Consider the following 23511-nt stretch of genomic DNA (forward strand, 5'->3'; position numbering starts at 1 on the left):
GACTCACAACCCCCAGTCAGCGAGGAACGGAATGGAGGAAGCCGGCAGGGCCGTACCGAGCCAGACGTCGAACACCAGTCGGGTGGCCAGGGTGGTGGCCACTGCGACGCCGACGGCGACCACGGGGGTCCGTCTACCGACGAAGGTCAGGACGACGGCGAGCATCAGGGCCATGGACAGGGTGTAGCCGAGGGTGGGAAGTACCAGTGCGGCGCCGGCAATCGCTGCGACGACGACTCCGATTCTGATCCAGCCGGCGCGGTCGGGAAGCTCGGTCTCGTCGGCATCTTCCTCGTTGTCGCTGGAGAGGAATGCGACGGCCGCGGAGGTAGCGGGCTCGAGTTCGGGCTCCGGTTCGGGCGCGCTCGTCCGCGGTGCTCGAACGAGCTGAATTGCCCACATCGCACCGCCGAGGATCATGCCGAGGCCGCCCACCAAAGGCAGGAAGCCCGCCCCGACGCCAGGGTCAGCCGTGACGCCGTACCCGGTTGCCATGGTGACCGTCGCCAGGCCGACGACGAGGGTCGCGCCGAGCACGATCCATTCGATCGTGTGTTGTGTGCCGAGCAGTACCTTCACGGCCTGCCGCCTTTCTGACATATGTTCGGATGCGGCCTGAGAAGGTCGGCCGGATTGCTGTGCTGTGGATCACTTGCAATCTTGCACAGGTTTACAGGATTGTGGTTGAGTGTGTCAACAGACACAGTGGAAAGTGGAGGGTATGAGCTTCCGAACAGTGGTGGCGAGCAGCGGGAAGTCGCTGAGCGCGTCCGAAAAACGGGTCATTGCGGTGCTTCTCGGCGAGCCTGAGCCGTCGAGTCTGCGCGCAGCTCCCGTTGCGGCCCGCGCGCAAACTCACGAGTCGACCGTTGTGCGGTTGGCGCAGAAGCTCGGATACAGCGGCTTCCCGGACTTGCGCGCAGATCTCGAACGCGACAACCCCGAACCCGTGACCGCATCGGCTCTGATGCGCAGCGATACCGGTCACGAACTGGCTGTCTTCGCGCGCGACGAGGCCCGTGCACTGGAGCGGTTGTCGAGCTTCATCCCGCAGGAGCAGCTGGTAGACGTGGCGACGTCCATTCATCGGGCGCGGGTGGTCTACCTGTTCTCCAAGGCCGACGAACGCCCTGCCCTGGATATGCTGGCCCGTCGTCTCCGCCGACTCGGTCTTGTCGTCGTCGAGCTCGGTCTCGGGGGAAAGGACCTCGCCGAGCGGTTCGTCAGCTTCACCGAGGACTCCATCCTTATTGCGTTCGCGCTGCGCGAGGCACCGTCTCAGCTGCCTGCTCTGGTCCGTGAAGCGGAACGACGCGGCGGCACGTCGATTCTGATCAGCGATGCGCCGGGTTACCACTTCAGGCCCGCGCCGACGCATCTCCTCGTCGCGCAACGCGGAGACGATTCCGAGTACAACACCCTCATCATTCCCATTGCCATCGCGTACGCCCTGCAGTTGGCCATCTTCCACCTCGATCCCGATCGGTACGGGGCGGTGCGCGACGACATCAACGACGTATCGAGGTTGGTCGGAGGAACCGACGAAATTCCTTTGCGCTGATGCCGTCTCGTGACTCCATTGCTCTGACCGTTCAGGCCACGGCTGCGCAAGCCGGGTGGGTCGGCGTGCGGTTGATGATCGGCTATCGGGCGATCGCCGAGGGTGCCGACACTCGAACGCTGGCGGTGATTGCGGCACTGTTCGCCGCGCCCGCGGTACTGGCAGCCCTCCCGATCGGGCGCATCGCCGACAGGTTCGGCGGGCCGGTGGTGATCTTGTCGGGAATTGTGTTGTGTTCGATGGCAACCGGTGTACTCGTTGCGTTTTCGGCAATGTGGGCGTTGCTTGCGTGTACGGCCGCGTTCGGTCTGGGCAATCTGCTCATCATGATCGGGCAGCAGGCGTTCGTCGCACACGTCCACGTCGACGGCAAGAACGAAAGTGCCTTCGGCGCACTGACTGCCGCCGCGTCGATGGGTCAGTTGGTCGGGCCGCTCGCTGTGACGGCCGTCGCGTCGAGATTCGGCGGCGCGAGCGTCGAGAGTCCCAATACGACGGCAGGCATCCTCACTGCCGGTGCGTTCACGGCGGTAGCGCTCCCCACCGCTCTGTTCTTGATGCTCGGCCACAACCACATTCGCGCGCAGAAACCTGCTGAGGGCGAAGCGTCGGGGCTGAAGTTGCTGAAGCTGCCGGGCATGTGGCAGTCGTTGACGGTGAGCGGTGCCGTGCTGGTGACGGTCGATCTGCTCTATGCCTTCGTGCCGGCGTGGGCCGTCGAGCGTGGAGTGTCGGTGACGACGGTGGGGTGGCTGCTGGCGTTGCGTGCCGGGGTGTCGGTTGTCAGCCGAGTGGGGCTCGGCAAACTCGACGCGAGGTTCGGTCGCACTGTGCTGCTCAATGTTTCGCTTGCGGCCGGCGCGATCGCTCTCGCCGTGCTGCCGTTCGTACAGGCCGTCGGGGCCATCGGCGTCATGATCGCACTCGGCATCGCTTTGGGTATTCCGCAGCCGTTGACCATGTCGTGGGTGGTGTCGATCGTGCCGAAGTCCACGCAGGGGGAGGCGTTGGGGTTGCGGATGTCGGCCAACAGATCTGCGCAGATCCTCATCCCACTGACGGTCGGCGCGATCGCCGGCCCGTTCGGGGTGACGGGCATTCTGCTCGGCAATGCACTCGTGCTCGGGGGATCGATCGTCGCGGCCTCGCACCCGAGAAGTCGGCCCTGACTCAAGTGGGATGGGTGGACATCTTCACGTGGGGGATTCCCGCTTCCAGGTATTGCTCTCCCACTCGAGTGAATCCGAATCGCCCGTACCATTTTTCGAGGTGCGCTTGCGCGGACATCTCGACCACCCCCGGGTACGCCTTCAGCGCGGCCTCGACGAGCTGTCCGGCGTAGCCTCGGCCCCTGCCCGCAGCCGCGGTCGCGACGCGGCCGATGTGGACCGTGTCGTCGACGAGCACTCGGAGGGTAGCCGCCACCTCGCCGTCCTCGTCCTGGATCCAGAACAACTCGGTCGTCGGAAGTAGGTCCGCGCCATCGAGTTCGGCCTCGTCGACGATCTTCTGCTCGTGCACGAACACCGCAACCCGAAGCGCCATGATTCGGTAGAGGGTGCTCGGGTCCAGGTCAGCTAGTGGAGCATGGTGCAGGGAAGGCATGGGTCCGTTTCCTCGGGAGGTATCGATCTTCGCATCGTGTGCGGTGGCCCGAGCAATTCTCCCACGTCGGTGGCGTGATGCACAGGATCAGATCAGTCCCTCCAAGTCCGTGGACCCCTGTACGAGGAACTCGACCAATTCGGAATTGGTAGGCGTGACTCTGCCCGCGATTCCTTGCAGACACAGAGCGCCGACGACATCGGAACCGCGCGTTCGGACCGGTACCGCCAGAGCGGCTCGGCCGATTCGTGATTCCTCGTTCTCGAACGACACTCCGGTGGCGAGGATGCGGGCCAGATCGCTGTGGAGCGAGGGCTCGTCGACGAGGGTGTGTGCGGTGACCGCCCGCAGTTCCAGGTTGTCGACGGCTCGGGGCGTGAACGCGAGCAGGAGTTTTCCCACTGCGTGTGCGTGCGGATTTCGCATGATCGTGGATGCGGAGACAACCTCGTGGTCGGGGTCCACGTCGACCATGCGCACGGTACCTCCGCGGATGCCGGCGACGTAGAGGCCGTGCCGGGTCTGCTCGCGCATGCCGCCGAGAACGTCCGCGACAGTGCGGACCGGGTCCGATTCCGTTGCTGCATATGCCAGTTCCGATGTCCGCCGCCCCAATGCGAAACCCGACAGGTCCGGCACTCGTACCAGGAAGCCGTCGGCCACCAAGAAGTTCAGCATGCGGTAGGCGGTCGCCGGCGGCACGTGTGTATGAGCCGCAATCTGTTTCGCGGTTGCGCCGGCACCCAGGTAGGCCACCGCCTCCAGCATGGCGAGAGCCTTCTGCACGGCTTTCGGCTGTTGCCCCCCGAACCCTGTTCCCGATCCACCCCGGCGCGCATCGTGTCGTTCGGTCACCACGGTTATCTCCCGTGACGAGGAGGAGTCAGTACGGGTTTGCCCGCCGCGCTCATCTCCAGTTCGGCCGATCCCGGTAACAGATCGGCTGTTTCGACGCTGTCGAACACCCCGATAGCGTCGATGCTCTCAGGTCTGAACCACCGGAGGAACAAATGCCAGATCGTGCCGGACGCTCCGAGCGCCACGAACCACGCGATGTACGCCCAGGCTCCGGATCTGGCTGTGTCGATCACCGCGAACACCAACAGTCCGGATCCGGCTGCAGCGGCGCACAATCCGCACAGTCGAGTCCACACTGTGTGTTCGGATATTCGGCCGAGGAATCGCAACGCGGCAATCGACACCATCGTGTAACCGAGAACGAGCGCAATCTCGATCACGACGTCGTAGTTGTCCGGTGCGTGATCGGGGTTGTGCCACAACGACCCGAACAACGACACACCGACGAAGAGCACGACTCCTGCCCACGGCGTCCGGAAGCGAGGGTGCACTCGATCGAGAAAGCTCGGGACGATCTTCTCGATGCTCATCGAGAACAACAACCGCGAACCGGCCTGCGCGAATCCCAGTGTCGATGCGATCCAGGAAGAGCAGACTCCGATGTTCACCGCCATCACGAGAAGAAGGCTCGAGCCCGAATCGACGCCGCCGAAGTACGCGTTGAGGAGTGTGCCTGCGTGCCCGGTCATTCCGGCCCATCCGGCGAACACGTAGAGCGCTCCGACCAGTAACGGGGACACCAGTAGCGTCCGGCTCACCGAGCGCAGGGGCGTACGGGCCTCCGGTCCGAAGAACGCGGCACTCTCGAATCCGGCCAGGCTGAGCACAGTTTGCATCGCGAGGAAGAGGACGAATCCGATCGGTGCGTCGGTGGAGGTGTTCGCCACGTTCAACTCGACCGGCGCACGCATCAGCAGCGCGGTGATGAGGACGAGGGTGCAGATCTCGATGACGAGAATGGTCCGGCTCGCGAAGCGCACGCCCCTGACCGCGATCGACACAACGATCACTGCGACAACGGCACTGGCGATCATCACCGATCCACCACCGAGATGAAGTCCCGATACCTTTGCCACCTTGACGAGGTTCGCGCCTGCATTCGACAGCACCGAAATCGACACGCCCACGTAGCCGACGAGCAATACCGCGGCGGCGGTCAGGGTGGCCCGTTTCCCGAGGCCATGGGCGACGAAGCTGTAGAGCGAACCCGATGCCGCGAGTCGGAGCGTGAACTGCCGTATGCAGAAGGCGACGAGGGTCATGACGACAGTGGCACCGACGATGGCGACGAGCCCGGCGCTGCCCACCCCGAAAGTAGACATCCACAGAGCGATGAACACCATGCACGTCGCGGGAGCCATGGTCGACATGGATTGACCGAGCAAATCGAACGGGGTCAGTTGCTTACGCCCGAGCGCGCTCAACGGGGAGTACACAGGATTGATGGGCCGCTCGGTCAGAGCGGCCTGTTCGAGGGCGGCACGCAGTGCACTGGTGTTCATCGTCGTCCTGAGGGCGGTGTCCGGGGTGGGAATGAAGCCGGTCGAGAAGCACAAGGTACGACGCGGTGATTTCTTCCGTGTTTCAACGATTTCAACGGTTGGAAGTTCAAGTGAGAATCGGCGACCCAAAATCGAACCGGACGTCGGGCGGGCGGTGATTCAGACCATAGTCGGGCGCATCAGAACGCTCTGACCTGCGCGGATCGGCCACTCGACGCACCACTTGGCGTCGTTGCGCATGTAACTCGGGAGAAGCGTCGGCGTCGCATCCACCTCGCATGATTCGTACAGCCGACCGAGTGACGGGCGGCGTGAGGCGAACGAGGTGAGGAGTTGGCGATGCTCTGGGCAGCCCTATCGTGCGTTGTCGGCGCAGTTCTGTTGGTGGCAGGCATACCGAAGGTCACGGACAACCAGCGCATGATTCGTGCCGTGCGGGGGTATCGACTGCTCCCCGATCAGGTGGCCGTGGTCGTCGGCCGCGTCCTTCCCTGGCTGGAAATCGTGCTCGGTGCCGGTCTGATTCTCGGCGTCGCTCCCGTGGTGACGGGCGCGGTCGCGTCGGCGATGTTTTTCGCCTTCTTCGCCGGACTGACGATCAACCTGCTGCGCGGACGCCGCGATCTTGATTGCGGATGTTTCGCGTTCTCGGCCGGTGGCGAAGAGATCGCCCACATCGGATGGTGGCACTCCGCCCGCGCAGCGTCGTTCGCGATCCTCGCGGCGGCAGTCACTCTGACTCCTGAGATCGGCGTGTTCGACCGCCTCACCGGAACGGGAGTCGGCCTGTTCGTCGTCGCACTCGTGTGTGTCGGGGTCTACGCGCGCTCGGTCATGTCGTTCGGGCGTCGGCCCATCGACGACTACCTCACCAACGCCGCCATCGAACTGCGCGCAATCTCGTCCGTCAGCCGCTACTGATTTCACTCATTCCGAAAGGCACGTCGATGACTGTATTTCTCGTGACCATGGTTCTCGTCCTCACCGTGGCCGTTGCCGGGCTTCTGCTCATGATTCTCGGACTGGCCCGCGAAGTCGGGCGAGTACAAGTGCGTTTGGGGCCGCTCGGCGCGCGGATGATGGACACCGGCCCCAAGATCGAACAGGCAGGACCCAGCTTCCACGGTCTCACCGATCATGTCGGACGAACGGTCAGTGTCGGTGGACATCGCGAGCGGCCGCAGTTGCTCCTGTTCACCGCTCCCGGATGCTCGACGTGCAAATCGCTTCTGCCCGGTATGAAGTCGATGGCCAAGGGTGAATCCGACCTCGACATCGTCATGATCTCCGACGGCACTCCGGCCGAGCACGCTGAGTTCCTCGCCGGCGCCGGACTAGGTTCCGAACTGAGCTATGTCGACGGCCGAGACGTAGGAATCGCGTACCAGATCGGTACCACTCCGTTCGGCGTCATTCTCGACGAACACGGCAAGATCAAGGCGAAGGGCCTGTGCAACCACATGGCCCAGGTCGAAAGTTTGCTCAACGCACTCGAATCCGGCACACCGTCGCTGCAGCACCTGCACACCCAGGCTGCCCGAAATCACGCAGGCGCTGCCTAGTCCCACTCGGATCCCTTCACACATCGGAGAGCACATGGACAATCACGAACATCCCCACGACCCGCACTCGGGTGGTAGCGAGCAGCGGTATCCGGTCGACGAGAACACAGTGGCCGAGCAGGCCGAATGGATGGCAGGACGCGGGGGTAGTTTCGCGAGCCGGTCGGGTCGTAAACTGTCCGAGCGTGTTTCACGTCGATCCATGATCTCGAAGATCGGTAGATGGACGCTGGGTGCCTCGGGCGTGGCCGTCGTCAGCGCGCTCCCGGTCTCTCGGGCATACGCGCAGGAGACTCCTGCGGCTCCCACACCCGAGCCGCAGGTTCCCGAGTACGACGGCAGCAATCCCGCAGAGTGCGACTACTGGCGGTGGTGCAGCATGGACGGAACGTCCTGTGCTGCATGTGAAGGCGGTGGATTGACCACCTGTGCACCAGGGTCCAAGCCCGGAGCCGAATTCTGGGTCGGCTGCTGCACCAACCCTGCCGACGGCAAGACGTACCTCATCGCCTACTACGACTGCTGCGGTGCACCGAGCTGTTCCAATTCGTTCTGCGGTGAACCCGACATGCAGGCAACGATGTACAACCCGGTCAGCGGCAGCTACGACCAAGAAATCATCTGGTGCGTCTCCGACGAATCGCAGGCCTACACCTGCACCATGGCTCCGATCGTCGGCGCGGACTGCCAGGCCCGTCCCGCTGCTCGCCCGAAGGTAGGTGCCGGCTCGTGACACGTCTACGCCGCACCGCGGTACTCACTGCCGCCCCGCTGGCGGCGCTGCTCGCTATGACGTCGTGCAGCTCGTCGAGCGATGACACCGAGGACTCGGCCTCTTCGACCGAGGTCACCTACCCGTCCGTCGAGTTCACCGCCCCCGGTGAGGGAATCGGTCTCGGTGAGGAGGATCAGGAGATCACGGGCCAGATCCCCGAGCCGCTCCACGTCGGCGAGATCACCCCGATCGGCGCAAACCAGATCCTCGGCATCGAAGGCGGCTTCGGCAAGCTCGAAATGACCGTCAACGCACTCGATCCCGCGACAGGCAAGGTCACCACGCGCGTGACCGTCGGTGCGGGAATCTGGGATCCGGTGGTGCACGGGTTCGTGGGCGAGACCAGCAGCGACCCGGCCATTGTCGCAGCCGAGGTGTGGCGTCCACGTGGATCACGTGGGGCAGCGGACTTCACCGTCAGTACCTATTCGGGAAACCTGCTCGAACCGAAGGAAGCGAAACTCCCCGATGTGGCACGCGTGCACTCACGGGAAGGATCGAACGCCGTCACCTCCGACGGAAAGTACTTCGTCAGCTGGGACGACGGACTCTACGGAATTCGCGTCGTGGATCTGGGGGCCGGTGAGGAGTCGGGCGCACTCCGCATCGTCGGCTGTGGTCCGTTCACGTGGATGGTCGGCCACGATCTGTACAGCGTGTGCGAGGACACCCGAGAGCTGTTGCACGTCAACATCGGTGACGACGGTGTGCCCACCGAAGTCGGCCGCGAGAAGGTGCTCCCGGACGACTTCGTCAGTACCCGCAAGACGACCTTCGCCGAGGATGCGAAGAAGGCTCTGCTCGTCAGTGAGAACGGCGACGTGTTCGTCTTCGACTTCTCGAACGGACTTCCCACCGAGGCAGTGAAGCCGATCGGTAACGCCGGCGACCCGTCCGGACGCTTCTCGGAGAACGTCATCAATGCCGACGCGACCCGCATGGCCATCACCTACACCGACAGCATCGTCCACCCGGACTCTGCCCGCGGTGGCTCGGTGGCGAAAATCGTGTTGTCCGACGCTGCGAACCTGGCCCCAGTGCGTTCGTTGACGTTGGCGGACATCGGTATCGAGAGCTTCTCCTCGATGGCATTCAGTCTGGACGGCAAGACGTTCTACGTGCTGGGCGACGGTGCCGAGGTCGACGGCGAAGCGCCCCAGAAGCTCGTCGGATTCGATGCCGCAACAGGGCAGCAGGTCAGCTCCGTCGACATCGACGGCGCGGTCAACCCGATCACGAATCTGATCACCCCCGAGGAAATCGAGTGACTTCGTCGGACACCCGGACGATGCTGGGCCGACGCCGCTTCCTGTCCCTCGCGACAGCGGGCGTCGGCCTGGCGGGAATCGGCGCACTCGGTGTCGCCGGATGCAGCGCCTCCTCCGAGGGGGCGTCCGGATCCACGGACAAGTTGAACTACATCAAACCGACCGACCCCGAGGTCGCTGCTGCCGAGGCTGCGCGCGCATCCTCCGGGAAGACGGCAACCTACGCTCTCGCGGCAGGCCTGGCAGCAGTGGACCTGGGCGGGCGTCTGGTGAACACGTGGACCTACGGAAACGGTGCGGTCGCGCCGGAACTTCGGCTCACTGCCGGAGACACGATGCGGGCGTCGGTCACCAACTCCTTGTCGAGCGACACGAGTATCCATTGGCACGGCATCCGGATCCGTAACGACATGGACGGAGTACCACCGGTGACGCAGGAGGCAATAGTTCCGGGTACCACGTTCGACTACTCGTTCATCGCCCCCGATCCCGGGACGTATTGGTACCACTCGCATTCCGGCCTTCAGGCCGACCGGGGGTTGTTCGGGGCCCTGATCGTCGAAGATCCCCGCGACGAGTCCGGTGCCGACGCCGATGCCGTTCTGGTACTCGACGACTGGGTCGACGGCCTGGGAACGACGCCCGACGCGATCATGGCCGCGCTGAACCCGGAACTGCACGGCGGCGGTCATGCCGGTCACGGTGGCGCAGCGGCTCCGGCCCCGATCGGCGCAGACGAAGCCACGGTTGCAACCTCGTTCACCTCGTCGGGACACGGGGAGTCTCAGGTGCTCGGGGGCATGACGCAGCACATCGCCTATCCGCTCCACCTGATCAACGGCCGACCTCCCAATGACCCTGCCGTCGTCGAGGCCGCTGCCGGATCTCGGCTACGGCTGCGAATCATCAACGCGGGAGCGGAGACTCCGTATCGGTTCGCGGTCGCCGGACACCGCCTGACGATCGTTGCCGTCGACGGCTTCGACGTGGTGCCGGTCGAGACCGATGCGATTCTCATCGGTATGGCGCAGCGATACGACGTACTGGTGACGGTCGCTTCCGGCGCATGGCCGATGGTGGCCGCAGTGGAGGGCCGACCGGGATACGCGTCGACGGTACTGCGCAGCACGGACGCCGCGCCTATGTCGAATCCTGATGTCGGAGGAGCGATTCCGGAGCTGGGACGCGAGCTGGTTCTCGAGAGTGAGCTCCGGCCGGCAGAGAAGTCGAAGTTGGCCGACAGAACTCCCGACCGCGAGTTCTCGGTGGATCTGCTGCAGGCCGGTGATCGGTACGTGTGGGCGATGGCCGGATCCGATGCGGGCAAGCTCGTCATGAAGCAGGGCGAGCGAATTCGCATCACCATGAACAACACGTCGACCATGTGGCACCCGATGCACACGCACGGACATACGTTCGCGGTTCCGGACTACGGCGGGCTGCGCCGAGACACCGTGAACGTCCTGCCTGGGACCTCGTTGGCGATCGACTTCGATGCCGATAATCCCGGCGAGTGGATGTTCCACTGCCACAACGCCTATCACTTCGAGGCGGGTATGACGGCGAACTTGATGTACATCAGATGAGAGGTAATCCATGAAGAAGATACTTGTCCTGGTCGCGGCGCTGGTTGCGCTGCTGGGCCTGACGGCGTGCAGTAGCGACTCGGGAAGCGATGCCCCCGCGGCGACGGTCCGAGTCGAGAACATGAGCTACAGCCCGGCGTCGGTGACGATCAAGAAGGGCGAGACCGTCGAGTGGATCTTCGACGACAACGGTCTGCCGCACGATGTGGTCGAGACTGCCGACGAGACCTTCAAGAGCGAGCTGCTGACCGAAGGTAGCTACTCCTACACCTTCGAGGAGGCAGGCACATTCGACTATCACTGCACCCCGCACCCGATGATGCTCGGCACGGTCGTCGTCGAGGAGTGAGAACGGTGGTGGCGGTCTCCATCCTGGCGTTCGCCGCCGGGTGCTCGTCCGAACCCGACATCGACGCCACCGTGCTCATCAGCAACGTCCGGTTCGATCCGCAGGAGGTGAGCATTCCGGTCGGCGGCACCGTCGAGTGGCACTTCGACGATGGCGGACTGCTCCACGAAGTTCACGCCGACGGCGTGTTCGACAGTGGGGTCAACGGAGACAGCACGTTTCGGTTCACGTTCGACACGCCGGGTGACGTGGAGTATCACTGCTCGATTCACCCGTACATGTCCGGAACGGTTCACGTCGGCTGATGTGCACCACCACAGAAATCGAGGAGGTATCCATGACCACGATCATCGATCACACTGCACTGCAACAGGATATGCCCCAGATCAGACCGACCCTGCAGAGCTCGGTGGGGCTCGGCACACGCACCGTGCTCATTTCGGCTGCCGCTGCGATCGGCGCGGGTGCTGCATTCGCGTTCACTCCGACTGCCGCGACCGGGCTGATCGGTGTCGTCGTCGCCGCGGGAGCCGTCACGGCACTGGCGGCCAATTGGTCGACGTGCGGAATGTCCGTCGCGGGAGTTGTCGTAGCACCCAAGCAACCCGGGCGTAAGGGGTCATCTACCCCGGTTCGTCGACTCGGTTGGCACGCACTGGGTTCCGTCGTCACCGGTTCGGTCACGGGTGCCGCGATCGGTGCCGTCGGGGGAGTCTTCTCGGGTGCTGTGCCGATGGCCGCGCTGCTCGGGGTGTGGGCCGCCCTCGCTCTCGCGTACGGGTTGCACGAACTGGGGCTGATCTCGATGCCGACTCCGATGCGTCGACAGCAGCTACCGCGTCACCTGCGGCGGAGTATGGAACCGTGGAAGGTGTCCCTGCTGTTCGGTGCCATCATCGGGCCGGGCTTCCTGATCTACATCAGGTCCAGTGCGTACTACCTGATGGCACTGGGTGTGGCAGCGATGGGCTCGCCTGCGTTGGGTGCGGCTCTGTTCGTGACGGTCTCGCTCGGCCGCTGCATGCCGAGTGCGCTGGCTATCGTGCACACCCGCCGGGGCGGATCGATGCCCGGCTTCCTGTCGTTGATGTGCGTCGTGGACCGCCGCGTTCAGGCGTTCACGGGTGCCGTGCTCGTCGGTGCAGCCGTGTTCGCGGGAGTCGCCCTGCTCTGAGCTGTGCAATCAGGGGTGGCCCGGGTTCGATACCCGGGCCACCCCTTTTTGTGGTTTCCCGATCTGAATCAGTCGTGTTGTTCCGACTCCCTGAACCCCATCCCGCACAACACCGTTCGAAGGTGCGAGTCGTAGAGCGCGTCCACACTCGAGACCAGGCGTGGCAAATTGCCGAACTGCTCGGAGACGAGAAAACCCAGGATCGACGCCCATGCGTTGAGTCCTACCGCCGCTATACGCAGAAGATGTTGGCGGTCGATACTTTTCGCGAGAGCAGTCTCTTGCAGATCGAGTAGGTAGGTCCCGAGATCGCCGGGCTCGAGCAGTTCGGGGATCCGGCACCGAGTCAGGTCTGCCGATCCGTTCTCGACCGCAGCGAGATAGACCACCATCGGTGAAAGTAGCGCACGGCTTGCTGCCGGGCCGGTCACTGCGGCGTCCGCGTGAAAGCCGGCGATGGGGGTGCCGAAGATCAGCGTGAAATCGTGGGGGTGGGCGAGCGTCCACTGTCTGATTGCGTGGCCCATGGCCCACCACTGGGCCTGCAGATCATGTGAGTCCGCGTCGGTTCGAGCAGCGTCGATGGAGTCGCCGAGCGCGGTGTATGCGTCGATGCAGAGCGCGCCGATCAAGGCCGACTGGTTGTCGAAGTACCGGTAGATCGCCGCCGAGGACATTCCCATCTCCCGTGCGACAGCACGCAAGGACAACCCGCCCGGCCCGTGTTCGGCCAGATGCGCACGAGCCCGCGTCTTGATCTCGTCGACGGTCTCCTTACGTCGAGCTTCTCGACGCGATGGTGCAGCTGCTCCGCCCACTGTGACCACTCCTCCCGATCCTGTCTTCCCGTTCCCCGTTGACAGTGTAGGCAGGCAGCGCCTACTGTGCGATCACCGATCGAAATGTTATCGGTGATTACATTTCGCTTCACATCGATCGAAGGAAGTGGCGAACATGGCAGCTCAACCCGGTCGGCACACTGATGTAGTGCCCCCTTTCCGTAAACGCACGTTCACCGCGGCCGCCATGACGCGTGATGTCGGCACTCTTCTCAGGCGCGGACGCAGCCTTGTCACCGTCTGGACACCGACCTGCGTCGATCCGCTGCTGCGTGAGCAGGTCATGTTCGCCGTTGCGATGGTCAACGACTGCAAGTTCTGCGCTTTCATGCACGACGACGCTGCGATCACCTCCGGCGCGGACCGCGACGGATTGGCGCGGCTGGTCGGCTTGGACCCGGCCGACGCGACCGACGATGTCTTGATCGCGGTGGTGTGGGCGCAGAGTCGAGCGGCGAACGGTCTCGGTCGTGCTGACGAGGCCCTCGAACGTCGGATGGAAAACCGGTACAGCCCACAGCAAATCCGTGACCTCGATACCGTCGTTCGAGTCATGACGCTGCTGAACGTATCCGGCAACACCGCAGAAGCGCTGATTCGCCGGATACGCGGGCAGTCGGTACTGGGAAGTCGCGTGGTCGACGAACTGATCGTCGGAGGAACCTACTTGGTCGGGGCCGTCGTCTCGGCGTTGTCGTTGGCACTGCGACGACGGGTGTCCCCGATGAAGGTGTGGCACGAGTTCGATCGATTCGACGGTCGTGCTCTCACCGCGCAGGGCAGCGTGAACGGTCGTGTGGGTCCATGACGAAGCCCAGGTGGGACGCCATAGTCGTCGGGTCTGGATTCGGCGGTGCGGTCACTGCAGCACGACTGGCGGAAGGTGGCCACCGGGTTCTGATTCTCGAACGCGGGACCTGGTGGGATGGCGACCGGGTTCCCGCGTCGGGTCGGACGGGCCCATTGCATATGGTGCGAGGGATCCGATACTCCACTCGGTCACGCAGTATGTCTGTCGGAGTCCGCCGTCACGGACTGTACGAGCTACATCAGTTCGACCGGTTGACCTGTGTGGTGTCCAGCGGGGTCGGCGGCGGATCTCTCGTCTACACCGACATGCAGGTGCCACCACCGGACGCCTACCTCGACGCTTTCCCGGACTGCATCGACGCAGCCGAGATGCGGCCATATATCGACGCGGTCCGAACAATGGTCGCCCCACGTCCGGTTGCTCCGATTCCGCAGAAGGCGCGCGCATTCGACCGCGCCGCGACCGCAGCGGGACTGGGCCCGGTCCACTTTCCCGATCTCGCTCTGACGAGCAATCCCCTCGGCAAACCGAGCAGGGCGACGATGGGAACGACTTATCTGCCGGTGGCGCTGCGTCACGGTGCCGAGTTGCGGGCCATGAGTGAGGTCGTCGCCATGTCGCAGACACCCGACGGCGGATGGCAGGTGCGGTACCGCGATCACGAACGCGGTCGCAGCTATGTCGAATCGGCACCTCGATTGATCCTGTCGGCAGGAACGCTGGGAACGATGCGGCTCCTGTTCGACGCTCGCGACCGGCTCGGAACGCTGCCCCTTGTCAGCTCCGCCCTGGGACGTGGCTTCACCCCCAACGGGGACATGGTGACCGTGGTTCATCGGACCGCGCAGCGAGTCGATTCCGTTGCGGGACCGCCGATCACCGCGTATCTGACCGCGGAGGGCGAACGTGACTTCCTCACTGCCGAGGTGGGGCTTCGCCTGCACCACTTGGCCCCGTCCGCCGCAGTGGCGAGATTGCTGCCACGAACTGCCCTGCTGGTCGGTATGGGCGCGGACCGTATCGCGTCGGAAGCCACCTACGACGGGCGCAACCTTCACCTCAGCACCGACCGCGACGACGATTCCGAACTGTTCGACAGCCTCGCCGATCACGCCACGGCCATCGCCTCGGGCTACCGGGCGAAACGCACGATCGTCAATGCGCCTTTCGGGCGCGACAGTACGCGTCTGGCTTCGGTCCACCCACTCGGTGGAGTACCGATGGCCGAGTCGCCGACGAACGGGGTGGTCGACCCCTCCGGGCAGGTTCACAACTATCCCGGACTGTTCGTCGCCGACGGGTCGATACTACCGTCCGCGCCCGGCATTCCGCCCGCCATGACCATTGCCGCAATGGCCGAACGCATCAGCCATCAAATCTACCGATGCCCAGAAACCTCTGGGTCGTAGAACACCTGTCAGGAGAATCCGATGAAAGACAACGCAATTCGCTTGCACAGCCTCGCCGACGCCACTGCTCCGATACCGACATCGCGTGACGGTCTCGGCTTCGCCGATCTGGCGTCGCTGATGAATGCCTCGCCCTCGCCCGTCGTCCTTGCCGGCGATTACACCGGAAGAATAGTCTCTTTGATTGCCCTGCAGCGACTTCCGGGCATGTTGCGCACTCCGATCACTTCCATCATCGCGATGCTCACGCGCCCGATATGGCGCGGCAAGAGATTCGACGGCAACACTGGAACCAACCTGTGGATCAGTCGCCGACGACCCCGCACATTCGGTGACTTCGCGATCACGACCGCCGAGGACGGGCACCACGCAGCACTGGACTACAACCAGCATGCGAACCCTCGGCCGGTTCCGCTCATCACCGGCGAAGCAGCTGCGCTGGGGCCCGGGGTGTTCATTGCCGCGATGTACCTCACTGTCATGCGGCGACGCATCACGCTGATGTACTTCACTCTGGACCGGTGACCACGATGCGTGCCGTGCACCGACGACCCGAATCGGACGATGCCTCGGTTGGAACGTCGTCGCTTGGGGAATCATGTGCTGGTGGACGACGACGATGTTCTGGTGCCGGTGACGATTGATCCCGGGCGAGGGATGGGTGGCGTGTTAGGCCTTCTTTCGTTGTTGGAGCTGTCAACTCGGATGTTCGTGGTCGATGGTCGATGGTCGATGGACGGTGGGCTCGGCGAGGATGCGAGGCGGCATGATTCACGGAGTCCGGTTGTGTTCCTCCCGCAACCTGCGACCATCCTCGACAGCCTGTGCGTCTTTTTCGTCGTTCTTGTCCGATACCCGGGTGTCTCGGGGCGGCAGTTGCAGGCGCTCTTCGGCGACGATTCCGGCCTGGAGTTGGCGGCCGCGTTCGAGTTCGGAATCCAGTTCGGCACCGAACAGCAACGCCAAGTTGGTGATCCACAGCCACAGCAAGAATACGATGGCCCCGGCGAGGGAGCCGTAGGTCTTGTTGTAGCTGGAGAAGTTGGCGACGTAGAAGCCGAACGCGACGGTGGCGAGAATCCATACGATGATGCCGACCGCAGCGCCGGAACTGATCCATTTGAACTTGGGCTGCTGCACATTCGGTGTTGCGTAGTACAGGATTGCGACGGCGAGTACCACCACGATCAGGACGAGCGGCCACCGTGCGATGTTCCAGATCGTCAGTGCGGTGTCGCCCAGTCCGACGGCGTCGCCCACAGCTTTGGCCACGGGGCCACTGATGGCCAGCATGACGGCGGCGAGCGCGATGAGGACCAGGGCGATGAGCGTCACCAGAAGCATCACGGGGCGCAGCTTCCAAATGGGCCGACCCTCGTCCACCTCGTACATGCGGTTCATCGCGCGGCCGAATGCGCCGACGTAGCCGGATGCAGACCACAGTGCGCCTGCGATACCGATGATCAGAGCGAATCCGGCAGTGGGCGCTTGGACGAGCTGTTCGATGGTTGGACGCAACGTGTCGACAGCGGATTGCGGGCCGAGATCGCCGACGACCTGCAGCACGCCGTCGACCGTGGCCTGTCCCTGGCCGAACACACCCAGCAACGACACGATGGCCAGGATCGCGGGGAAGAGCGAGAGCACGGCGTAGTAGGTCAACGCGGCTGCGAGGTCGGTGCACTGATCCCGGGAGAATTCACGGGCAGTCTTCTTCAGAACATAGATCCACGACGGCTTGGTCAGATCGGCAGGAGAATCCGCTTTGCGCGGGTCGTCCGGATCTGCCTCGGTGGGTGCGGGTGATGCTGCTGAATCGGCCATGGCGGTCGCATACCCGGGGTTTTTCGGTGGAAACCGGGAAATGCGCCCGCCGTGGCGGTGGTTCGATGCCCGGGAGAACGGCGGCTCGAACTCGTGAATCACGTCGGTTTCGATCGACGCACACGAGGGCACTTCGACTGGGGGGCGATCACCGGAGGTAAAAGATGCGAACAGTCGTCGTCGGAGCAACCGGAAATGCCGGCACGGCCCTGCTGCGAGCGTTGGCACGGGATCGTCCGAACGATTCGGTTGTCGGGGTCGCGCGGCGTCCACCGGAAACCGAATCCCCGTTCCCGACAATGGAGTGGGTATCGCTGGACGTGATGGCCGCCGACGCCGCGGATCGCCTGCGCGCGGTGATGCGCGATGCAGATGCGGTCGTCCACTTGGCCATCGCTTTTCAGCCGATGCGAGAGCGCTCGTACCTACGGGCAGTCAATGTCGACGCAGTGCGGACGGTAGCAACGGCCTGCGCGGAAGCGGGAGTTCCTCATCTGGTGCACATGTCGTCCGGCGGGGTGTACGCACCGGGGTCGTACGGCGAGAAGGTAGACGAGTCGTGGCCGAGAACCGGGGTGCTCGTCGACGTACAGCATGGACAAGGCTGCCGCCGAGGATGTGCTCGACGAGTTCGAGGCAGCGCATCCCGATATTGCGGTCGCGCGAATCAGGCCGGGCCTGATCGGCCAATACGAGTTCGGAAGCGCGCTGTTGCGGTACGCGCTGCCCGATCTCGTGCCGTCGGCAATCGTCGATCATCTTCCGATCCTGCCCATCGACAGGTCGTTCGCCGTTCCTGCGGTGCACAGCGACGACGTCGCCGATGCCATTGTGCGAGTGCTGGATCGACGTGCAACCGGGCCGTACAACCTCGGCGGCCCGACACCCGTGCGAGCCCACGACGTGGCCGACGCGTTCGGTGCGCGCATCGTGCCCGTGCCCTCTCGGGTGTTGTCCGCTGCTGCGCGCCTCGGCTTCGAGACCCACCTGTCCGCTGTCCACCACGGTTGGGTCGATCTCGCGTTCGCCACCCCGATGTTGCACACCGACCGCGCTCGACGGGATCTGGACTGGACTCCCCGCATGGACGGCCCCGATGTGGTCCGAGAGGTCGTTCGCGGAATGCGCGACGACGCAGGTTCCATCACGAGCGCGCTACGCTCACGCACGGTGGTCGACCGCATCCGGGCCTTCGGTCGACGGGGATTCATATCTCGCGCGAAGAGGCCGTGAACACGGCATATCCGACGCCGCGGCAGGTGTAAATTCGCGCTCATGGCATGTCGAATCAGTGAACTGGTACTCGAAGGTCGCGATCCCGAGGTCTTGGCGACGTTCTGGTGTGAGGTGTTGGACTTCGTCGTATTGGACAGGGAGGGTGACGGTTCCGTCGAAATCGGTGCGCGCGACGGGTTCGGCGGCTCGCAGCCGACCATCATCTTCATCCCCAGCGAGAATCCCGAGCCGGCGAAACCTCGACTGCACATCGACGTCAATGCGACCGATCGAGATCAGGACGCCGAGCTCGAACGACTGCTCACTCTCGGCGCGCGACGAGTGGACGTCGGCCAGACCGGCCAGGAATCGTGGCACGTGCTGGCGGATCCGGAAGGCAACGAATTCTGTTTGCTGCGTCCAAGACTCAGTCCCGTGTGACGGTACTGTTCTGGCTGTGATCGGCACCCGTCGACCGTCTGGACCAGTAGCTGGCCAGCAGCGATCCGGATACGTGTGCCACACCGAGAAAATCGCAGCGGGGAGTGCGGCAGCGGGTGAGAAGTGTACCGATGCGAGTGCCGCTGCCAAGCCGGAGTTTTGCATACCGACTTCGATGCTGATCGCGCGGCGGCTGGCGACATCGAGTCCGCATGCCCTGCCGATTCCGTAACGAACAGCGAGCCCCAGCGAGTTGTTCAGCATGACGGCAACGACGATGAGGGCACCGATCGACATCGGTGTGGTGCCCATGGCTACACCACGAACGGTGAAAATCCGGTGCAGCTGACCGCGCTCACCGCGGCCAGCTGCACCGGATTCTGTACTCGGACGGTGTTCACTTCGGTGGAGCGATGGTCGTCGACAACTCCAGGAGATGTGTGCGGGTGAGCGTGTGAGCGCGGTGCTCATCGCGTGCGGCGATTGCCTCGACGACGTCGGCGTGGGTGTCGTGGTCCGAGTCCTCTCCGAACGCGCCCTTGATCTTCAGCATGTCGATCATCGCGGTCCGTAACCGTGGAGCCATGGAGTCGAAGAGTTCGAGCAGGATGTCGTTGTGCGACGCGACCACGATGGTGCGGTGAAAGGCCATGTCCGCCTCCACCAGAACGACCGCGTCGGCGCGGGCGGTGTTGCGTAGCTCGAGTGAGCTACGGATGGCGTCGAGGTCGGTGGGGGTGCGTCGGGCCGCGGCGAGAGCTGCCGCCTCACCTTCGATGGCGAGGCGGGCTTCGAGGACAGCGGTGATGTGAACCCGCTGCAACACTCGGTCCCAGTCCGTCCGAGCCTCATCGAGTGATTCGACGAAGACTCCGGATCCTTGCCGGGTGACGAGAATTCCACGCCCCGCCAGTTGTCTGATGGCCTCGCGCATTGTCGATCGCCCGACGTCGAACATGGGGGCAAGGGTGGTTTCACCTGGCAGTTTGGTGCCGACCGGCCACTCGCCGGACTGAATTTTGGCAAGCAGCAGTTCGGCGGCCTGATCGGCCAAGGATGTTCGGCGTATCGCGGTCACACCGAAACACTACTCCTCAGCTTGTCTGAGGAGTAGTGCTACATTGCTCGCATGCGCACAGATTTCCCCACTCTGTCCACTCCCGCCGGACCCGTTCCCGTCGGCGCGCCCACCTGGAATCGGCAGCGGCACTCCCAGATGCCGTCGCATCGTTACCGTGACGTCTACGCCAAGGTCGACATTCCGCTGTCCCACCGTCGCTGGCCGGAGCGACGGTTGACCGAGGCACCGCTAGGGGTGCCGGTCGATCTGCGCGACGGCAACCAAGCGTTGCCCGAGCCGATGGATCCTGCCCGCAAGAAACAGTTCTTCGAGTTGATGGTCGCGATGGGCTACAAGGAGATCGAAGTCGGCTATCCATCGGCATCGCAGACCGATTTCGATTTCGTGCGGCTGCTCGCCCACACTGATCTGGCACCCGACGACGTCACCGTGGTCGTGTTCACTCCGGCCCGACGCGACCTGATCGAGCGAACCGTGGAGTCGATCCGCGGAATCACCAACGACGTCGTGATCCACATGTATACCGCCACGGCTCCGACGTGGCGTGAGGTAGTGCTCGGCCGGGAGGCCAACGAGCTTCGCGCACTGATACTTTCGGGTGCATCCGACGTCCTCGAACTTGCCGGCGACCTGCCCAACGTGCGATTCGAGTTCTCGCCCGAGGTCTTCAATCTCACTGAACCCGACTACGTCCTCGATGTCTGCGATGCAGTGACGACTCTGTGGGACGCGACGCAGCAGCGGCCGGTCATCCTCAATCTGCCTGCAACCGTGGAGGTGGCGACGCCGAATGTCTATGCGGACCAGATCGAGTACATGAACGGCAACCTCGCGCGACGAGACAGCGTAATCCTGTCGGTGCATCCGCACAACGACCGCGGGACCGGAATTGCCTGCGCAGAGCTGGCTGTCCTGGCCGGCGCGCAGCGGGTGGAGGGCTGCGTGTTCGGCAACGGCGAACGCACCGGAAACGTCGATATCGCCACTCTCGCACTGAATCTGCATGCACAGGGTGTCGATCCGATGATCGACTTCTCCGACATCGATCAGATTCGGCGAACCGTCGAATACTGCAACCAGCTCGAGATTCACCCTCGGCATCCGTATGTCGGCGACCTCGTACACACCGCTTTCAGTGGTACGCACCAGGACGCCATCAAGAAGGGTTTCGTCGAGCATCGCACGCGGGCGCTGAGCGAAGGCCGCTCCAAGCGCGACATCGAATGGCGGGTGCCGTACTTACCGATCGACCCCAGCGACATCGGTCGCTCGTACGACGCGGTCATTCGGGTGAATTCGCAATCGGGCAAGGGAGGAATCGCCTATCTCCTCGAAACCAACTACGGTATCGAACTTCCGCGTCGCCTGCAGATCGACCTCGCCCGACATGTGCAGGCCCGCACTGATTCTGTCGGTACCGAACTGTCGGCCGAGCAACTCTGGGACGTCTTCCTGGAGGTGTACATCGGTGTCGACGAACCCGACGTGACGCTGGTCGGCTTCGACTCTCACGACAACGACGGGTCGGCCGACACCTGCATCACATTGAAGATCGACGGCGCGACCTTCGAGACATCACACACGGGAGTCGGCCCGGTCGAGGCACTTGTCGACGCGTTGTCCGCCCATGGCCGGCACGTGGACATCCTCGGTCTGACGCAGACCAGTGTGCGAGCGGGCAACGACAGTGATGCGGTCTCGATGCTCGAGTACCGCACTGCCACCGGGTCTCGATGGGCGGCAGGGATCGATCGCTCCGTCCTGTCCGCCACCCTCGACGCAGTCCTTCGTGCCGCCGGCTCGGCGACCCAGCGGGACCACGTGCTCGGTAGCGATCGGCGTCCGCCTCATGTCGGTGGCTGATCAGTGCAGCATGTCGAGTATTCGAGGTAGGGCGTCGTCGACGGTGGCGGCGATGACGTCGTAATGAGTGGCACCGGGCACGGGCAGGTAGGTCACGTCGCGGACTCCCTGTGCCACCAGTTCCGCGGTGAGGGCGGTCGTCAGAGCCGGCGGCACGACGGTATCTGCCAGGCCTTGCTCGATGGTCACCGGCCGTGTGTAACCGGTGGTCGGCACGGATAGGTAGTCGCGGATAGCCGAGGTCATGGCGGGGTCGGACAGCGGTCGAGACAGGAGTTGTTGTGGTGCAACACCACTGACCTTCTGTCGTAGGTCGCTGATGCAAGTGTCTTCTGCATGCGCCAGGTAGTCGCGCCCCAGTTCGCTGAGGTAGCTGTCCACGTCGAGATCCGGCCGAGAATCCCTGAGCCCGTACAGGACGTAGATCAGAGTGGCCGTGATGTTGTCGAGTGGTGCGATGCGAGGAGTGGTGGGAGAGAGCAGCGGAAGGACGGCTTCGAGGTTCGACGACGGTGCGAACGACATCACCCCTCGAAAGTCCGTGTCCGCCCCGTAGGCATCCGCGCGAGCCCCGGTGGTGAGTGCGGCTGCGCCGCCCTGAGAGTGTCCGGCGGCAACCCAGGTGTGCGACAGCTCGGGTAGTTCGTCTGCGGCAGCGCTGACGATGTCGGTGACGGCGTTCGCCTCAGAGATGCTGTTCAGGTAATGGTGGGCGTCGGCGGTTCCGAGTCCGATGTAGTCCGTCGAGACAACGGCCGTGCCGCTCCGTAGAAGTTGGGTGAGCAGGGGCTTGGACAGTTCGACGGCCATCGGGTCCTCGGCAGACCCGTCGTCCAGTGCGGTACTCATGGCGCACGAATCACCCACGCCGACGGTCCCTTTGGCCCATGACACGACCGGCCATCCTCCCGGTGGTGGTGTGCCGGAGGGGAGGTAGACCTGTCCGCGGGCAATCGCGGGACGGCCATGCTCGTCGGTGGTTGTGTAGGTCAGTGCATAGCCCGCGGCGGCACCGTCGATCAGCCGGGGAAGTACATCGATGGACGTTGCCGGCGCCGCGCCGGCGATGGGCGTGAGAATGCCTGTGGCAGCGAGCAGTCCGGCAGCCAGCGTCGTAATCGCAGCGGATCGAATCGTCATGTCTTCCTAAAGGTGTCGAGCGAAGAGGACGAACAATGGTCACCTGTCCATCCTTGGTGCGGGAATATACCGGGTGCCAGTGCGAGCTGCAGTCTTCATCGATGACCGGTGAGGGCGGCGGCGAGTTCCGACCTGATGGTCTCGTGCGGCGAACAAGACCGAGCGGCCTCGTTCTGGCAGAATCAGCGGAGACGCACCGCATACTGCCGCAACCGAAGGACGACGAACAATGACGTCACCGTGAACAAGCTATCGACGGTGGCACTGCTGATCCTGTTGGGTGCAGCCGGAACGTTCAACGGAATGTCGTTGACCTCCGACCCCAGTGGGCGGTCACTGGGCTTGGATGTCGACATGCTCCCTGCGTGGCATACCTGGGACTACCGCATCTCCGGGCTGTTCGTGCTGATCTTTCTCGGACTCGGATCGTTGATCTCGGTTGCGGCTGTGCTCGTCGATGCGTACGACGCTCCGACGTGTGTCGTGTGCGTCGGGTTGGTGACCATCGGGTGGGTGGTGTGGCAGATCCTCGTACTCGATATCGACGCGCCCCGCGCCCAAATCCCCCTCACCCTGCTGGGGGTCGCGTTGACCATCCTCGCCCTCGGACAATTCCGCGCGCGTGCCCGCGATCGCAGCCGGCAGTAG

The 23511-nt window shown here is 63.9% G+C and carries 25 protein-coding genes and 1 pseudogene; 18 read left to right on the plus strand and 8 right to left on the minus strand.

Features of this window, described 5'->3' with window-relative positions:
- Positions 1-3: 3 nt before the first annotated feature.
- Positions 4-579: a tripartite tricarboxylate transporter TctB family protein gene (locus E4P29_RS19590; protein WP_167735545.1), complete on the minus strand. Its 576-nt coding sequence runs from the start codon at positions 577-579 to the stop codon at positions 4-6.
- A 142-nt stretch (positions 580-721) separates the two neighbouring features.
- Between E4P29_RS19590 and E4P29_RS19595 the strand changes: the two genes are divergently transcribed.
- Both E4P29_RS19595 and E4P29_RS19600 read left to right on the plus strand, forming a co-directional pair.
- Positions 722-1561 (plus strand): MurR/RpiR family transcriptional regulator, encoded by an 840-nt coding sequence (locus E4P29_RS19595; protein WP_080739000.1) that lies wholly within the window; start codon positions 722-724, stop codon positions 1559-1561.
- Positions 1561-2730, plus strand: a complete 1170-nt coding sequence (locus E4P29_RS19600; RefSeq protein WP_135046807.1) for an MFS transporter — start codon at positions 1561-1563, stop codon at positions 2728-2730. Before E4P29_RS19595 ends, E4P29_RS19600 begins: the two co-directional genes overlap by 1 nt.
- A gap of 1 nt (position 2731) precedes the next feature.
- Here E4P29_RS19600 and E4P29_RS19605 read toward each other — a convergent pair whose 3' ends face one another.
- The 3 genes from E4P29_RS19605 to E4P29_RS19615 all read right to left on the minus strand — a co-directional run bounded on the left by E4P29_RS19605 (position 2732) and on the right by E4P29_RS19615 (position 5526).
- Positions 2732-3166, minus strand: a complete 435-nt coding sequence (locus E4P29_RS19605) for a GNAT family N-acetyltransferase (RefSeq protein ID WP_135046808.1) — start codon at positions 3164-3166, stop codon at positions 2732-2734.
- Positions 3167-3253: 87 nt separating this feature from the next.
- Entirely contained in the window at positions 3254-4021 is a 768-nt protein-coding gene (locus tag E4P29_RS19610) for an IclR family transcriptional regulator C-terminal domain-containing protein (RefSeq protein WP_280634553.1), read from the minus strand.
- A 5-nt stretch (positions 4022-4026) separates the two neighbouring features.
- Positions 4027-5526 carry an APC family permease gene (locus E4P29_RS19615; RefSeq protein WP_135046810.1) on the minus strand — a complete coding sequence of 500 codons (1500 nt, stop codon included), beginning with the start codon at positions 5524-5526 and terminating at the stop codon, positions 4027-4029.
- A 339-nt stretch (positions 5527-5865) separates the two neighbouring features.
- Here E4P29_RS19615 and E4P29_RS19620 point away from each other — a divergent pair, with 339 nt between their 5' ends.
- From E4P29_RS19620 to E4P29_RS19655, 8 genes are read left to right on the plus strand one after another with little or no spacing between them, the layout of a single operon-like run.
- The gene (locus E4P29_RS19620; protein ID WP_167735546.1) at positions 5866-6447 is read left to right on the plus strand and encodes a MauE/DoxX family redox-associated membrane protein; all 582 of its coding nucleotides are present in this window, start codon (positions 5866-5868) and stop codon (positions 6445-6447) included.
- 26 nt (positions 6448-6473) lie between these two features.
- Positions 6474-7088, plus strand: coding sequence for a redoxin domain-containing protein (locus tag E4P29_RS19625; RefSeq protein ID WP_135046812.1), 615 nt, complete (start codon positions 6474-6476; stop codon positions 7086-7088).
- A gap of 34 nt (positions 7089-7122) precedes the next feature.
- On the plus strand, positions 7123-7821 hold the full coding sequence (locus E4P29_RS19630; protein WP_135046813.1) for a methylamine dehydrogenase light chain: 699 nt from the start codon (positions 7123-7125) through the stop codon (positions 7819-7821).
- Between the two features lie 56 nt (positions 7822-7877).
- Positions 7878-9131 (plus strand): hypothetical protein, encoded by a 1254-nt coding sequence (locus tag E4P29_RS19635; RefSeq protein ID WP_245154418.1) that lies wholly within the window; start codon positions 7878-7880, stop codon positions 9129-9131.
- A gap of 20 nt (positions 9132-9151) precedes the next feature.
- Positions 9152-10717, plus strand: coding sequence for a multicopper oxidase family protein (locus E4P29_RS19640; RefSeq protein ID WP_135046879.1), 1566 nt, complete (start codon positions 9152-9154; stop codon positions 10715-10717).
- A 10-nt stretch (positions 10718-10727) separates the two neighbouring features.
- Positions 10728-11066, plus strand: a complete 339-nt coding sequence (locus tag E4P29_RS19645; RefSeq protein WP_032387665.1) for a plastocyanin/azurin family copper-binding protein — start codon at positions 10728-10730, stop codon at positions 11064-11066.
- A gap of 8 nt (positions 11067-11074) precedes the next feature.
- Positions 11075-11371, plus strand: coding sequence for a biphenyl 2,3-dioxygenase (locus E4P29_RS19650; protein ID WP_245154407.1), 297 nt, complete (start codon positions 11075-11077; stop codon positions 11369-11371).
- Positions 11372-11403: 32 nt separating this feature from the next.
- The gene (locus E4P29_RS19655) at positions 11404-12240 is read left to right on the plus strand and encodes a methylamine utilization protein (RefSeq protein WP_135046816.1); all 837 of its coding nucleotides are present in this window, start codon (positions 11404-11406) and stop codon (positions 12238-12240) included.
- Positions 12241-12308: 68 nt separating this feature from the next.
- On the opposite strand, the gene E4P29_RS19660 is transcribed toward E4P29_RS19655, so the two are convergent.
- Complete coding sequence (locus E4P29_RS19660) at positions 12309-13058, minus strand: TetR/AcrR family transcriptional regulator (protein ID WP_245154408.1); 750 nt, start codon at positions 13056-13058, stop codon at positions 12309-12311.
- Positions 13059-13227: 169 nt separating this feature from the next.
- Between E4P29_RS19660 and E4P29_RS19665 the strand changes: the two genes are divergently transcribed.
- The 3 genes from E4P29_RS19665 (at position 13228) to E4P29_RS19675 (ending at position 15824) form a co-directional block, all read left to right on the plus strand.
- A complete protein-coding gene (locus E4P29_RS19665; RefSeq protein WP_167735547.1) occupies positions 13228-13887 on the plus strand; it encodes a hypothetical protein in 660 nt (219 codons plus the stop codon).
- 200 nt (positions 13888-14087) lie between these two features.
- Complete coding sequence (locus E4P29_RS19670; protein WP_348539775.1) at positions 14088-15299, plus strand: GMC family oxidoreductase; 1212 nt, start codon at positions 14088-14090, stop codon at positions 15297-15299.
- Positions 15300-15320: 21 nt separating this feature from the next.
- Entirely contained in the window at positions 15321-15824 is a 504-nt protein-coding gene (locus E4P29_RS19675; protein ID WP_135046820.1) for a hypothetical protein, read from the plus strand.
- Positions 15825-16070: 246 nt separating this feature from the next.
- Here E4P29_RS19675 and E4P29_RS19680 read toward each other — a convergent pair whose 3' ends face one another.
- Complete coding sequence (locus E4P29_RS19680; RefSeq protein WP_135046821.1) at positions 16071-17123, minus strand: YihY/virulence factor BrkB family protein; 1053 nt, start codon at positions 17121-17123, stop codon at positions 16071-16073.
- 164 nt (positions 17124-17287) lie between these two features.
- On the opposite strand from E4P29_RS19680, the pseudogene E4P29_RS26425 reads away from it, so the two are divergent.
- The 3 genes and pseudogenes from E4P29_RS26425 to E4P29_RS19690 form a co-directional block, all read left to right on the plus strand.
- Positions 17288-17632: pseudogene (locus E4P29_RS26425) on the plus strand (NAD-dependent epimerase/dehydratase family protein); the annotation flags it as partial.
- Positions 17633-17717: 85 nt separating this feature from the next.
- Positions 17718-18356, plus strand: a complete 639-nt coding sequence (locus E4P29_RS26430) for a hypothetical protein (RefSeq protein WP_245154420.1) — start codon at positions 17718-17720, stop codon at positions 18354-18356.
- Between the two features lie 42 nt (positions 18357-18398).
- Positions 18399-18779 (plus strand): VOC family protein, encoded by a 381-nt coding sequence (locus E4P29_RS19690; protein ID WP_135046822.1) that lies wholly within the window; start codon positions 18399-18401, stop codon positions 18777-18779.
- A gap of 397 nt (positions 18780-19176) precedes the next feature.
- Here the strand turns inward: E4P29_RS19690 and E4P29_RS19700 are convergent, their stop codons facing one another.
- The gene (locus E4P29_RS19700) at positions 19177-19857 is read right to left on the minus strand and encodes a FadR/GntR family transcriptional regulator (RefSeq protein ID WP_135046823.1); all 681 of its coding nucleotides are present in this window, start codon (positions 19855-19857) and stop codon (positions 19177-19179) included.
- 51 nt (positions 19858-19908) lie between these two features.
- On the opposite strand from E4P29_RS19700, the gene E4P29_RS19705 reads away from it, so the two are divergent.
- Positions 19909-21723 carry a 2-isopropylmalate synthase gene (locus E4P29_RS19705; protein ID WP_167735548.1) on the plus strand — a complete coding sequence of 605 codons (1815 nt, stop codon included), beginning with the start codon at positions 19909-19911 and terminating at the stop codon, positions 21721-21723.
- On the opposite strand, the gene E4P29_RS19710 is transcribed toward E4P29_RS19705, so the two are convergent.
- A complete protein-coding gene (locus E4P29_RS19710) occupies positions 21724-22863 on the minus strand; it encodes a lipase family protein (protein WP_135046824.1) in 1140 nt (379 codons plus the stop codon). It abuts the gene before it with no gap.
- 240 nt (positions 22864-23103) lie between these two features.
- Here E4P29_RS19710 and E4P29_RS19715 point away from each other — a divergent pair, with 240 nt between their 5' ends.
- Positions 23104-23511 carry a hypothetical protein gene (locus tag E4P29_RS19715; RefSeq protein WP_135046825.1) on the plus strand — a complete coding sequence of 136 codons (408 nt, stop codon included), beginning with the start codon at positions 23104-23106 and terminating at the stop codon, positions 23509-23511.

The sequence above is a fragment of the Rhodococcus sp. 1R11 genome, from assembly GCF_004563845.1.
In the GTDB taxonomy this organism is placed as follows: domain Bacteria; phylum Actinomycetota; class Actinomycetes; order Mycobacteriales; family Mycobacteriaceae; genus Rhodococcoides.